This is a genomic window from Pseudanabaena sp. UWO311 (assembly GCF_006937785.1).
In the GTDB taxonomy this organism is placed as follows: domain Bacteria; phylum Cyanobacteriota; class Cyanobacteriia; order Pseudanabaenales; family Pseudanabaenaceae; genus Pseudanabaena.
In genome coordinates this window covers 94,866-107,567 of sequence record NZ_SJEE01000004.1, presented here as the reverse complement: position 1 = coordinate 107,567, position 12,702 = coordinate 94,866, and the positions used below count along the sequence as shown (strand labels likewise).

Genomic DNA, 12,702 nt, shown 5'->3' with positions numbered 1-12,702 from the left:
ATGTCAAATCTAGAATTCCTTCGGGCTTGTAATCCTAGCTTTTCTATCTGTTTGCAAAAAGAAGCAAATTACTACATAGATTTGACTGCGGCTAGGGGCGAAAATGTTGTGAAGCGAATGCGGAGAGTGATCGCTCTATCCTCTAATAAACCTACCTATCAAATACTTTCAGGACAGATTGGTAGTGGTAAGTCAACGGAACTCCTCAGATTAAAATTTGAGCTGGAGCAACAGGGCTTTGCGGTAATTTATTGTGCGGTTGACCAGTATTTGCAAATCCATGATCTTGGCTTAACAGAGCTTTGGCTAGTGATTCTGAAGCTAATTTTGCAACAACTAGAGAGCAAAGGAGATTCAATCTCCCTAACCTATTTGCCAAATACGATCGCGGAAATCGAAAAATGGATGAGGATAATTCCATCTGTTAACATTTCAACCTCTGTGCAACGCTTACAAAGAATTTTGCGAACCTTACAAGATAACGAACAAAATCGCCGCCAGTTGCACCGACACCTAGAAACACGTCTTACCAACTCACTAATTGCGACGCTCGAAAAAGTAACGGGAGTCGCTAGTGAACGTGTTAAGCAAACAGGAAAAAAGGGACTAGTAATCTTGGTGGACAATCTTGATCGACTATCCATTGAGCAGTCTGATTTGATTTTTGGTAAAGGTAATAAATATTTCCGTCAATTTCAATGCCACGCAATCTATACTTTGCCACTGCTAGCAAGAGCTCATCTCATTGAGCAGTTTCAACTAAAGGGTACTGCACCAATTGAATTGCCTAATTTGCAGCTATACGATCGCCATGATGTTGTTAAGCCTGAAAGTTTAAATCTACTGCGCCAAGTTGTTTTAGCAAGGATGTTACCCAATATTGTTTCTGATCTGAGGTTAGAGCAAGTTACCGATTGCTTTGATCATCTAGAAATCCTTGATCGACTATGTCTGGCTAGCCATGGTCATCTACCATATTTACTATCCTTACTGCAAGGTTGTTTGCAATTGCAAGATCCGCCGATTCGTCTTGATACGCTCAACCAAGTCTTGGAGAACGATCACATTACCCGATTATCAACAATTAGCGATCGCGATCGGCAAGCTTTACAGAAATGTCTGACTAGTGATTATGCAATCACATCCGAAACAATCAATCTGTGCCGTCGTCTCTTACTTTTTTCACATCATGATCGTCAGGGCTACTGGTTTAGCAGTCCTTTCATTGTCAAAAAACAAGGAGAGTAGCAAAGCTACTCTCCTTGTTTTTTGTAAGTTAGGCTGTAACCAATTGTTCGGCTTGTTGGGTAAGACGCTCGAAGGTTTCACGCATCTTCAGACCCACAATAATTTGTAACAGACCAGTACCGTTATTAGAACCTGGATAATCAGGGTGTTTACGTAATAGCTCAGTCAACTCACCGTAATATTTAGTATCTAGGCTGCTGAGATGACTTTCGATATAGACCATTTCATCAAGGCGATCAAATTGTCCATCGATTTCCAAGATGCTGGCGGGTTGACCAAGCCAGCTATCTGGTCCCGAAAACAACTTAATACCTGGATAGGAGCAGGTTAGCTTTGTACCACAGGGAATCCAAGAAATTGTCGAACCTTCATCAAATAAATAAGCTGGCTTCAGGCCCTCAACACTGCTGCGTTGAACTAAACGCACACGCAAAACTTTACGCTCAGTGTCATTAGGAATAAGATTAGTCGGCAGAATCTGGATGACAACATCAGCATGGGCTTTTTGGGGATCAATATAAGCCTCAAAGTCTGGTCTACGAGATTCGATCGCTTGCATAACATCAGCAAGGGTGTGACCACGCTCAGCCATATCACGCTGAATCTTCCAAGCAATTTTGACTTCGTCACTGAGGTCTAGGTAAATACTGAAATCGAGAAGTGCACGCACTCGCTCGTCATAAATTGGATGCAAGCCCTCGATCACAATTACTTTATTAGGCTCAACCAATTCGGGCGGATCAAGTAAACCTGTTTCATGGTTGTAGATTGGCTTCATGATCGATTTGCCTTCTTTGAGGGCTTTGACTTGCTCGTACATTAAGTCAAAATTGTTGGCACGAGGATCAAGCGCAGTAATTCCCGTTTCTTTGCGTTGTTTGCGATCTAGGCAGTGATAGTCATCTAGACAAATCACGGTCATAAATTCTTCGCCGAACAAGTCATTTAATCTGCGTAAAAATGTGGACTTGCCGCAACCAGAGTCTCCTGCAACTCCGATTACAACAACGCGGTTGGGCTTACTGCTCATAATTCTGAACCAATCCTTATAAAAATGTATTTATTATTACTTCTTTCCCAACCTCCAATCTACCAAAACAGTGATCTCCATACAAGTTTAATTTTGACTTGATTTTAATAATTGCTGTTGTTTGTGAATTTAAAGCAAAAATAATAAGCAAATTATGATCCTTAGCTTCATTAACGGTGGAAGACTTAATTATTTAGTAGGATGGTTTAGGGCAACCTAACCCATCCATTAGGTGAAAATCATCGATTACGCGATCTCTTGCTGAGACTTTAACGATCGCTGCCTGTAGGGAAGTAAAAACCGTAATATCGCCATATTTCTGTGAGCCTGAGTGCAGGTCATAATAAAATTATATTTTCATCTCAGCGCATTTACTAAGTAACTAATGACCTTACAAACAGACATTGACACCGCCGCCGCACAGCTTAAGGATAAAACCCCTCAAGAAGTACTCACATGGGCACTCGGTAACTACGACAAGATATCGCTAGCTTCAAGTTTTGGAGCCGAAGATGTCACCTTGATCGACATGATCGCCAAAATTAAACCTGACGCAAATGTATTCACACTCGATACAGGTCGATTGAATGCAGAAACCTATGAAGTAATTGCTAAAGTACAACAAAAATATCCACAACTACAACTGCGCATCATGTTTCCTCAAGCCGAAGCAGTGGAACAGATGGTCAGCGACAAAGGAATCAATCTTTTTTATGACAGCGTCGAAAATCGCAAGCAATGCTGCTTCATTCGTAAAGTAGAGCCACTCGGTCGGGCTACTAAGGATCTGGATGCTTGGATTACAGGGCTACGCCGCGATCAGACTGCTAACCGTTCCACAATGGAAACCGTTGAACTAGATGGCGATCGCAATATTGCCAAGATTAATCCTTTAATCGATTGGACAAATGAGCAAGTTTGGGAATACATTCACGCCAATGACGTTCCTTACAATGCACTACATGATCAAAACTTCCCTAGTATTGGCTGTGCGCCATGTACTAGAGCCGTCGAAGCAGGAGAAGATCTCCGTGCTGGTCGTTGGTGGTGGGAAATGAGCAATCAAGAATGCGGATTGCATGTCACCAGTGACGGTCGATTGGTTCGCGCTAAAGGCGAATAAATGATAAAGGCTCGCAAAGCGATCCTTTAAAAACCCAGAGATTGTAGATGCGATGCTTTGCACCGCATCTACAATCTCTGGGTTTTGGAGATAGCGATATTGTTTGCAAGAATATATAAAGTGATGAACATGGCTAATGTAATGCAATATCGCGATTGGTACTTTCGAGGATGGCGATCGCGTTATGGGTTTCGCCGATCGCAGAATGTTGAGCACTCTAAGCCCCCGATTCTGTTAATTCATGGATTTGGCGCAGCGATCGATCATTGGCGCGGCAATATTCCAGCTTTGGCAGAAAATCATACGGTCTATGCGATCGACCTATTAGGATTTGGTAATTCCGAAAAACCCCCAACTCGCTATTCGATACATCTGTGGGTAGAGCAAGTTTTCCAGTTTTGGCAGAAGTTTATTAAAGTACCAATGGTGATTATTGGGAACTCGATTGGTTCTCTTGTTGCTGCGATCGCCGCTAGCCATCATCCTGAAATCGCTTCAAGTGTAGTCGTGATTAGCTTGCCTGATATCGCCGCTTTTAACGACATGGTTCCCAAAGCACTGCAACCAATTGAACGCACTGTCAAGGCAATCGTCTCCGCAGTACTTGTTAAGCCTCTATTCCATTTAATCCGCCAACCCTTCACGATCCGTTTAGTTCTTAAAGGAATTGTCTATTGCGATCGCCGTCGTGTCGATAATGAATTAGTGGAAATTATCGCTAAGCCAGCTCGCGATCGCCAAGCTGCCGAAGCTTTTCTAAGATTAAATCGCAGCATTAATCAACCCAACTATTCACCGAGCTTAACTCAAGCCCTTGAACAATTGCAAGCTCCCTTATTGATTTTGTGGGGAAGTAGCGATCGCTTAATACCACCATCAGAAGGTAAGCGATTGGTGAAGTATGCACCTAATGCCACATTAATGTATTTGGATGGAATGGGACATTGTGCTCACGACGATAACCCTGAGCGAGTTAATTATGAAATTTTAACTTGGCTAAGTATCTCATCAACTTAGCCAGTTGTACAACTTAAGTGGCTGATCATAATTAAACCCCAACCCAAGAATCCTGTCGCGATCGCGACAGGATTCTTGGGTTTAAAGTTACTCTTAGCTACTTGCTAGTCACAGCACTTTATTCTCAAAACCAAACTAAAAACACTTTAAAAGTATTGCTCTCAAAACTTTTAAAGTGTTTTTGTGGTTATTTAGCTCGAAAACTGTTATAAGTAATGTCGATATTCTAGCTTCATTACATTTTGTATCGTAATCAAGCAAATTATTACATTCTATATCGTAGTCAAACAAATCATTCAATTCATTCAGGAAATCACCCAATTGTGTGACAAGCTCATGAGTAAAGTAGAGTTTATAATATATAAATATAAAAATCCTATAAATATTAGGAACTTTACTATAATTTATAGAGTCCTCCGTAAGATCTGAGACATGTCCTTGCAAATGATTATTTCTAAGGTTTTATTGGGATGCATCAAAAAATTATATCTCAGGCATATCAGACCTTTGAGAAGCTATGGCAAAGAGCCATTAGCGCTCCATCAGATATAGCTCTATTTATTAGCAATATTGATGTGGTTGAGCAAAAGGTCTTATATCCGCGTTATCAAAGATTTATCCGCGAATATCAACCATTACTTAATTGCCCAACCTCTGAAGAACAAAAAATTGTTCAAGAACTAGAAAAATATGGAGTAGCGGTCACAACTTTAAATGACTTGGCAATTCCTAATAGCGATCGCTTTTTTCTTGCCGCCGAAAATATTTCGCAAGAACTCAAAAGAGATGCCCAAAATCCTCTGTATATGGGCAGACATACATTAAATATTAATGCTGAGAAGATTATGCGCTATCCAGAATTATTTCTGTGGGGTGCAGATGCTAAGCTTCTACGAATTATTGAAAACTATCTCAAGCTACCTGTTGCTTACGATGGCTTATCTTATTACTACAGCCTTCCAGATGGAAGAGAAACTGGCCCCCGTAAGTGGCATCAGGACAAAGAAGACTGGCAAATGGTCAAAATTGGCGTTTATATCAATGATGTAAATGAAGATGGAGGACCCTTTGAATGTGTTACTCCCGAAGCTAATGAATTTCTATGCAAGACTTTAAAAACTAAATCTGTGCGCCGTTATAAAACTGCTTTTCATCATGAAATTCAGGAAATGTTACCCGAACATATGCAGGAAAATTGGCATAAAACCTGTACTGGCAAGGCTGGAACGGTAATTTTTGTGGATACGGCGCGATACTATCATCGTGGTAAACCACCCACTAAATTCGATCGTTCGGCGATCTTTTTTGGTTATTGTAGTCGCAAACCCCGACATCCCTTTTTCTGTGGCAGATCGCCGCTCTCTGATGAAGAGCTGAAATATATGGCAAGTCTCTTGCCAGAAGATACGCGAGACTGTGTAACTTGGCGCGATCGCTTAACAGGATTAGCTAAATGGATCCCTAAAAATCGTCTCAGAGTATAAAAGCTTATTTATTATCCCCAACGCAATACCGCTGAACCCCAGCTTAAACCTGCGCCAAAACCTGCGATCGCAATTAAATGATCGGGTTGAATTTTGCCTGCTTGTACCCACTCATTAAGTGCGATCGGAATTGAAGCGGCGGAAGTATTGCCATATTTACCCATATTGCTGACCGCCTTGGCAGGATCGATGCCAAAACGATTTACTACTGCCTCAATAATACGTTGATTAGCTTGATGCAAAATTAGCCAATCAAGATCATGGACTTCCAAATGAGCATAGTGCAAAGATTTTTCGATCACTTCAGGAACGCGACGTACTGCAAACCGATAGACCTCTTGACCATTCATACTGATGGATTCAAAGGTACTCCGACCAGAATAATTGATATTAAGTAAATCATTGCCCTTGCCATCACTACGCATCTCAAAGCCTAAAAGATTGTCTTGAGGCTTACTTTCGCTACTGGCTTGCAAAACTATAGCTCCCGCACCATCGCCAAACAAAATACATGTGCGACGATCTTGCCAATCGACCCAGCGCGAGAGCACATCAGCACCGATCAGCAAAACATTTTTGTAAACCCCTGTACGAATATATTGCGATGCAGTAACCACACCAAACACAAATCCAGAACATGCTGCAACCAGATCAAAAGCGACAGCTCGTTCTGCACCTAAGATTTTTTGAACTCTTCCTGCTGTCCCAAACAAGTCATCGCTAGTCGATGTAGACAAAATAATTAGATCAATGTCTTCTGGTGTCAAGCCTGCGGCTGCGATCGCCTGTTGTCCTGCTCGAGCAGCCAGATTTGCTACTGAATCATTTTCGCCATCGGCAATATGACGCTCTCTGATGCCTGTACGTGAGGCTATCCACTCGTCAGTGGTGTCCACCATCTGCGCGAGATCATGATTAGTAAGTACGCGATCGGGAACGGCGGAACCGCTACCAATAAAACGCACTCCGACGAGAGAAGATTCAGTATTAGTCATTGGCTGTGTTTGATCAGAATAGCTGGATAAAGAGTGTTACAGCGCTTTGCGCTGAATTAAAACCTAATCGTAAAAAGAAGCTAAGTTGGCGGATCATCGGGTGTGTCATCGATCGCAGGTACAGGGACTTTAGGCTTGATTTGACCACGAATACGCTCAAGCACTTCATTATCGACAGCATCTTTAGCAACACGGATGGCATTACGAATACTCACAGCGTTGGAGCTACCGTGACTAATCACGCAAATACCAGCTACACCTAGTAATAAAGCCCCACCATACTCGTCGGCATCGATACGCTCTTTCACCTTTTTTAGATTTGGTTTCAGGATTAATGCGCCTAGCTTGCCTCGCCAACCCTTAGGTAACTCTTCCTTGAGGATTTGTATGACAGCATTGCCGACACCTTCAGCAAACTTGAGCACAATATTGCCCGCGAAACCATCACAGACAATCACATCAAACTGACCTTTAAGAATGTCGCGACCTTCTGCATTACCTGCAAAGGTAATCTGAGGATTTTCTTGTAAGGCTTGATGAACGCGAATTGCTAGTTCGTTACCTTTACAAGCTTCTTCGCCAATATTTAGCAAGCCAACTTTTGGCTCTTTAATACCGATCGCATATTGACTATAGAGCGATCCCATGATGGCAAACTGCTCTAAAAATTTGGGGCGACAGTCAACATTTGCGCCCACATCAAGCAAAAGTACAGGCTTATGTGCAACCTGCGTGGGAAACAATGCGCCGATCGCAGGACGATCTACCCCTGGCAATCGCCCCAAACGTAGCAACGCCGCCGCCATTGCTGCCCCAGAATGTCCTGCCGAAATCACGGCATCGGCTTGCTTGCGCTTAACCAAGTTCATGGCAACGGCGATCGAGGAATTAGGTTTGCGGCGCAATCCTTCGAGAGGCTCATCATCCATTTCGATGATCCCTTCCGATGGCACGATCTCAAGGCGATCGCTCTCTTGATAATTATGTTGCTTGAAGTAGTTCGCGAGAATATCGCGATCGCCTACTAACGCTATATCTACACCCAATTGGGTTTGAGCTAATATTGCTCCTTCGATTATTTCGCGTGGGGCAAAATCTCCACCCATCGCATCTACTGCAATTCTCACTATTTGTGATCCTGTCTGAGTTTTATGACTAAAACTGTAAAGAATTTTATTTAACCTTGCAAAAATTTTAACAGTTCAAGTCACCTCACCCATCAGTAATCTCAAAAAAAACATAAAACTGAGGAGTGTTAAGGAGTCCATTATTTTTACGGTGCTGGAACAACGTTTCTACTAGCTTCGCGATCAAGTGGCAAAATTAATGGCGTGCTTTGACCACTGCCAAGAATTACAATTTTAGAATTTGGTGATAGCGATAACTTTTCAGTTGCCTCGATCGCACGTAATTGCAGCACCGCAGGCGTAAGCCCCTCAGCTAGAATTTTTTGAGCGTCCGCACTGCCCTTTGCCTCAATGCGTTTGCGATCGGCTTCTTGCTTTTCTTTTTCTAAGACAAATTTCATTTGTAAATTTTCCTGCTCAGCCTTGAGCCTTTGTTGGATCGCGGCTTGCAAAGTTTCAGGGACTTTCACATTTCGCAACAGGGCTTCATCGACGATAAAGCCAATGGGAGCGAGCTGCGATCGCAATTTTTCGGCAAGTTTTAAACTTACTTCTTCGCGTTTAGTAGCATAGACCTCTTCTGCGGTATATCCAGAAATAATTTCCCGTGAAATTGATCGAAATCTAGAAACTACAATTTCTCTTTCTTCAGTACCAATATTTAGATAAATACTCGCCGCCTTAGCAGGATCGATGCGATATTGAATGCTGACATCAATTCCCAATGCTAAGCCTTCCTTTGAGGTTGCTCCAATCTCTTCTTTGAGATCGCGTAAACGGACTGAAAATTGCACCACATCCGCAAAAGGATTAATGGCGTGAATACCTGCGGGTAAGCTGCGATCGCTGACTTTGCCCTGAAAATCTTCCACACCAACATTTCCCGCAGGAATGACGATGATCAATCGGCTCAGGGCATTTATCGTTGCCAACAGCGCAATCAATCCCGAAACTGATTGGATGACTAATTGAGCAATGCGATTGTCAACTAGCCTTTTGCTACTAAAAAATACAACTATCGAGACTAATGAGGCGATCGCGGAAATAATAAACGACATTTTTATACCCCTAGATTACCAGAATTAAAAATTTGGGCTGCGGTTAATATTAGTTGTGGAAAAGCGATTGAAATCAAGCGATCGCTGCCACGAAACTGTCGTACTTCGTATTCTCCATCCACGAGCTGATAAATTGACAAAGTTGGCTGTTTAGGAAAGCCAATATAGCGCTTTCCTCCTAAACCCAAGTAATCAATAATCCAATATTCAGGAATATTTAAAGCTTCATAATCCCGTAATTTCGTCAAATAATCATCCTGCCAATTAGTACTGACAACCTCAATGATCAGCCGAATAGTTTCGCCCTTAGTAATTGTGGAACGTTTTTTCCAGATCGGTTCTGACTCCAGACTAGATTGATTTAACACAATCACATCAGGAATATAGCCAGACTTATGAGAATCAATAGGCTTCACAAATGCTTGACGAGGAATAAAGCAATCCATCAAGTGGCGATCAATTTCCACAGATAGCTTTGAGGCAGTGAAGCCGCCAACTTGTTCATGGGTTCCTGTTGGCTGCATTTCGACAATTGCTCCATCATAAAGTTCATAACGACCATAGCCATCTGGATACCAATCCAAAAACTCATCCAAGGTAACTTCTCTAGTCGCAGATTGAAACATAACTACCTCCGCATTTGGTATTTATACTCTAAGTATAGGCGGCGCGAAGCGCCGCCTATACTTACCTGTTTAGTTAACGAAATGGCATCGAGTAAAGTAAACCACCTTTCTTCCATGTGCGATTTAATCCGCGTGGAATATCTAGTGGGGCAAGATTGCGATTGTAGATATCATTGTAATTTCCCACTTGTTTGAGGATTTGGGTTGTCCAGTCGGGTGCAAGTCCAAGCTCAATACCTAGGGAATCGGATGTCCCGAGAAATCTGGCAACTTCAGGATTTTTCGTATCTTTAAAAATCTGGTAGTTATCCATATTAATGCCCAATTCTTCGGCATAAAAAGTGGCATAAACGACCCAAGTCACGACATCTCGCCAGCGATCGTCATTACCAACTAGAGCAGGACTAAGTGGTTCCCTTGACAAGCTGAGATCGAGAATTTTGTGATCAGCAGGACGGGGTAGTTTACTTCTCCATGCTGCAAGCTGTGATTTTTCTGAAGAAATCGCATCACAGTCCCCTTTTGCATAAGCGTTCAAAACTCCATCAAGATCAGGCAGAATAATCGACTCGATCGCAATATTTGCTTCTTTGAATGTAGATTCCAAATTTGTGGCGTTGATTCCAGTTTCTACACAGATTTTTTTATCAGTTAACTCTTTGAGTGCGATCGCAGATTCTTCATTGCTTTTTGGGGCTTCGATGGTTCCTGGTGTTTGTTTATCGGATTTACTGTCTTTATCAGGGCTACTAGTGGGGCTAGGCGAAGCCGATGGCGAAGATGTGGGACTGGGGCTAGGAGAACTGAGGCTAGGAGAACTAGGACTAGAAGCGCTGGGGCTAGGAGAAATACTAGTTGGTTTTGCCCCAACTCTGAGCATTACTCCCTGTCCATCAAAAAAAGTTGTGGGAGCAAAGGAAATATTTAGGGTGACATCACGGGTTAATGTGCGTGAGGTGTTGCGCATCAAGATATCAACATCCCCATTTTGGATGGCGGTAAAGCGATCTTTGGCTAGCAATGGCTTAAACTCAACTGCTTTGGCATCACCCAAGACCGCAGCAGCGATCGCGCGGCAATAATCGACATCTAAGCCACTCCATCCCACTTTATCATCAACATAGCTAAATCCTGAAAGCTTTCCATTCACGCCACAAATTAGCTTGCCGCGAGCTTTCACCCGTTCTAAAATCCCCTCTGGCTCTTTTCCTTTAGTCACAGCCGCAGTTGGTATGGCTGTAGCGGTTGGCGAGGCTGTGGGGCTTGGTGCTGGTTTCTCCTGACATCCTGATAGCAATGCGATCGTTAGGCTTGCAAAAAAGCACCATTGCCGCAGCGGTGTCTTTTTAGAATGGCTTTGGGCTTTAAGTTTCAGGAGTGAAGCAATGTTAGATAAATGCTTGGGCATTAAGCTCATGGGATTACTGATTTCTAGCGCGATCGATCTATGGTCTATATTTGCAGCTTACATCGATCCATCAAATTTTTAACAAATCAAAACCCAAAAGATGAGAGGCGGCGCAAAGCGCCGCCTCTCATCTTTTTTAAATCGAAAGGTAAGCCACAAGTTCCTCAAGCTGGCGATCTCCTTCTGCGTGATCGAGAAAATTATTAGCTATATCCACAAGATTTGCTATAGATGTTTTAAATTTACCTAAGGTAAATTTAAAAACTAAAAACCATACTAGAGTTTGTTTTTTAGTTTTCCAATGAGCATTTGCCTATTGGAAAAACCAATTTTCAAAATGAGAATTGCTGTGGTTTTTCTTTAGATTTAGGAACTATTGACTGATAGAGATTATATTTATCCTTACGACCTTCCATTTGTTTTAGTACCAAAATAAATTTGGCTCAAAATCCTCAAAATATTAATATGGAAAATCCTGCCATTAACGACCATCAACTTCATCCTCTGATCTCTCAGAGATGGAGTCCCCGTGCCTTTGATAGCAAACTTGTTGAAAAAGATAAACTTGCGCAGTTATTTGAAGCGGCAAGATGGTCTTCTTCTTGCTTTAATGATCAACCTTGGGCGTTTATTGTGGCAACTAAAGATGACACAGTAAACTATCAGAAACTACTTGATTGTCTGGTTCCTGCTAATGTTATTTGGGCGCAGGTTGCGCCAGTATTGGGTTTAGTGATAGCCCAAAAGAACTTTAAGCACAATGGCAAACCTAATGCTTGGGCAGAGTATGACGCTGGGCAGGCTACCGCAACTTTAGTATTGCAGGCTACGGCTTTAAATCTGGTCGTGCACCAAATGGGTGGATTTGATCCTGCTAAAGCGATCGCTACTTTTAATATCCCTGAAACGGCGAAACCTGTGGCAGCGATCGCGATTGGCTATGCAGGAGAAACTAGTAATTTGCCCACGGAGTTACAAGATCGTGAAATTGCTCCTCGCGCTAGGTATCCCCTCTCAAGCTTTGTCTTTACAAGTGAATGGGGGATTTCTGCTCCGTTTGTATAGTCTTAACTTCGATCTATCTAGCTCAGCCCAAATAAAAAATTAGAGAGTACACGAAGTGTACTCTCTAATTTTTTATACTAATTTTTTTATACTAAGCCTGCTTGAGCTAAGCCCAAAATCAAACCTGCTCCAAGAACATGACCAAAGCTAGTAACAGCTAGCAATTCTGCCAAACCAAAACCTGCAAACAAACCAGGTAATTCTACAGGTAAGCTAGGACCAACACCTTTTACTTTGATGCCATAGCGAGCAACGACCAACGCAAATGCATTAGCTGAAATCATAAGCAAACCTACACTTGGTGACCAAGTAGGAGTAACTGGAACTGCGGCAAGTAAGTTGAAAGCTAGATGTGTCATAAATTTGTATTCCTAAGTCTAATTACCTATAATTTTTTTTAATTTACATAATCCTAAGAGGTATCCAGACATCAAAAAATTCTTCTTAAGCTAAATTCATTAAACTTAGTAATCATTTACAGTTATAGCGATCTCTTAAGAATCTAAATTCAAAAAGCAAGT

The 12,702-nt window shown here is 42.2% G+C and carries 12 protein-coding genes; 5 read left to right on the top strand and 7 right to left on the bottom strand.

Features of this window, described 5'->3' with window-relative positions:
• On the top strand, window positions 1–1,248 hold the full coding sequence (locus PseudUWO311_RS05175; protein WP_142654146.1) for an ATP-binding protein: 1,248 nt from the start codon (window positions 1–3) through the stop codon (window positions 1,246–1,248).
• Window positions 1,249–1,276: 28 nt separating this feature from the next.
• Here PseudUWO311_RS05175 and PseudUWO311_RS05170 read toward each other — a convergent pair whose 3' ends face one another.
• A complete protein-coding gene (locus PseudUWO311_RS05170; protein ID WP_142654145.1) occupies window positions 1,277–2,278 on the bottom strand; it encodes a phosphoribulokinase in 1,002 nt (333 codons plus the stop codon).
• A gap of 385 nt (window positions 2,279–2,663) precedes the next feature.
• On the opposite strand from PseudUWO311_RS05170, the gene PseudUWO311_RS05165 reads away from it, so the two are divergent.
• From PseudUWO311_RS05165 to PseudUWO311_RS05155, 3 genes are all read left to right on the top strand, one after another.
• Window positions 2,664–3,401, top strand: coding sequence for a phosphoadenylyl-sulfate reductase (locus PseudUWO311_RS05165; protein WP_142654144.1), 738 nt, complete (start codon window positions 2,664–2,666; stop codon window positions 3,399–3,401).
• Window positions 3,402–3,530: 129 nt separating this feature from the next.
• The gene (locus PseudUWO311_RS05160) at window positions 3,531–4,418 is read left to right on the top strand and encodes an alpha/beta fold hydrolase (protein WP_223807445.1); all 888 of its coding nucleotides are present in this window, start codon (window positions 3,531–3,533) and stop codon (window positions 4,416–4,418) included.
• Between the two features lie 470 nt (window positions 4,419–4,888).
• Window positions 4,889–5,902: a hypothetical protein gene (locus PseudUWO311_RS05155; RefSeq protein ID WP_142654143.1), complete on the top strand. Its 1,014-nt coding sequence runs from the start codon at window positions 4,889–4,891 to the stop codon at window positions 5,900–5,902.
• Between the two features lie 11 nt (window positions 5,903–5,913).
• On the opposite strand, the gene PseudUWO311_RS05150 is transcribed toward PseudUWO311_RS05155, so the two are convergent.
• From PseudUWO311_RS05150 to PseudUWO311_RS05130, 5 genes are all read right to left on the bottom strand, one after another.
• Window positions 5,914–6,897: a beta-ketoacyl-ACP synthase III gene (locus PseudUWO311_RS05150; RefSeq protein ID WP_142654142.1), complete on the bottom strand. Its 984-nt coding sequence runs from the start codon at window positions 6,895–6,897 to the stop codon at window positions 5,914–5,916.
• Between the two features lie 80 nt (window positions 6,898–6,977).
• On the bottom strand, window positions 6,978–8,024 hold the full coding sequence (gene plsX, locus PseudUWO311_RS05145) for a phosphate acyltransferase PlsX (RefSeq protein ID WP_142654141.1): 1,047 nt from the start codon (window positions 8,022–8,024) through the stop codon (window positions 6,978–6,980).
• 146 nt (window positions 8,025–8,170) lie between these two features.
• Window positions 8,171–9,082 (bottom strand): prohibitin family protein, encoded by a 912-nt coding sequence (locus PseudUWO311_RS05140; RefSeq protein WP_142654140.1) that lies wholly within the window; start codon window positions 9,080–9,082, stop codon window positions 8,171–8,173.
• Window positions 9,083–9,084: 2 nt separating this feature from the next.
• Entirely contained in the window at window positions 9,085–9,708 is a 624-nt protein-coding gene (locus PseudUWO311_RS05135; RefSeq protein WP_142654139.1) for a Uma2 family endonuclease, read from the bottom strand.
• Window positions 9,709–9,781: 73 nt separating this feature from the next.
• Entirely contained in the window at window positions 9,782–11,116 is a 1,335-nt protein-coding gene (locus PseudUWO311_RS05130) for an amino acid ABC transporter substrate-binding protein (RefSeq protein ID WP_190303398.1), read from the bottom strand.
• Window positions 11,117–11,581: 465 nt separating this feature from the next.
• On the opposite strand from PseudUWO311_RS05130, the gene PseudUWO311_RS05125 reads away from it, so the two are divergent.
• A complete protein-coding gene (locus PseudUWO311_RS05125) occupies window positions 11,582–12,181 on the top strand; it encodes a nitroreductase family protein (RefSeq protein WP_142654137.1) in 600 nt (199 codons plus the stop codon).
• Window positions 12,182–12,267: 86 nt separating this feature from the next.
• Here the strand turns inward: PseudUWO311_RS05125 and psaK are convergent, their stop codons facing one another.
• Entirely contained in the window at window positions 12,268–12,540 is a 273-nt protein-coding gene (psaK, locus tag PseudUWO311_RS05120; RefSeq protein WP_142654136.1) for a photosystem I reaction center subunit PsaK, read from the bottom strand.
• Window positions 12,541–12,702: the final 162 nt, after the last annotated feature.

Coding starts and splice junctions, on each gene's coding strand:
- PseudUWO311_RS05175 (WP_142654146.1), top strand. CDS start 1: ATGTCAAATCTAGAATTCCTTCGGGCTTGTAATCCTAGCTTTTCTATC.
- PseudUWO311_RS05165 (WP_142654144.1), top strand. CDS start 2,664: ATGACCTTACAAACAGACATTGACACCGCCGCCGCACAGCTTAAGGAT.
- PseudUWO311_RS05150 (WP_142654142.1), bottom strand. CDS start 6,897: ATGACTAATACTGAATCTTCTCTCGTCGGAGTGCGTTTTATTGGTAGC.
- PseudUWO311_RS05130 (WP_190303398.1), bottom strand. CDS start 11,116: ATGCCCAAGCATTTATCTAACATTGCTTCACTCCTGAAACTTAAAGCC.
- PseudUWO311_RS05135 (WP_142654139.1), bottom strand. CDS start 9,708: ATGTTTCAATCTGCGACTAGAGAAGTTACCTTGGATGAGTTTTTGGAT.
- PseudUWO311_RS05155 (WP_142654143.1), top strand. CDS start 4,889: ATGCATCAAAAAATTATATCTCAGGCATATCAGACCTTTGAGAAGCTA.
- PseudUWO311_RS05160 (WP_223807445.1), top strand. CDS start 3,531: ATGGCTAATGTAATGCAATATCGCGATTGGTACTTTCGAGGATGGCGA.
- PseudUWO311_RS05125 (WP_142654137.1), top strand. CDS start 11,582: ATGGAAAATCCTGCCATTAACGACCATCAACTTCATCCTCTGATCTCT.
- PseudUWO311_RS05170 (WP_142654145.1), bottom strand. CDS start 2,278: ATGAGCAGTAAGCCCAACCGCGTTGTTGTAATCGGAGTTGCAGGAGAC.
- PseudUWO311_RS05140 (WP_142654140.1), bottom strand. CDS start 9,082: ATGTCGTTTATTATTTCCGCGATCGCCTCATTAGTCTCGATAGTTGTA.
- psaK (WP_142654136.1), bottom strand. CDS start 12,540: ATGACACATCTAGCTTTCAACTTACTTGCCGCAGTTCCAGTTACTCCT.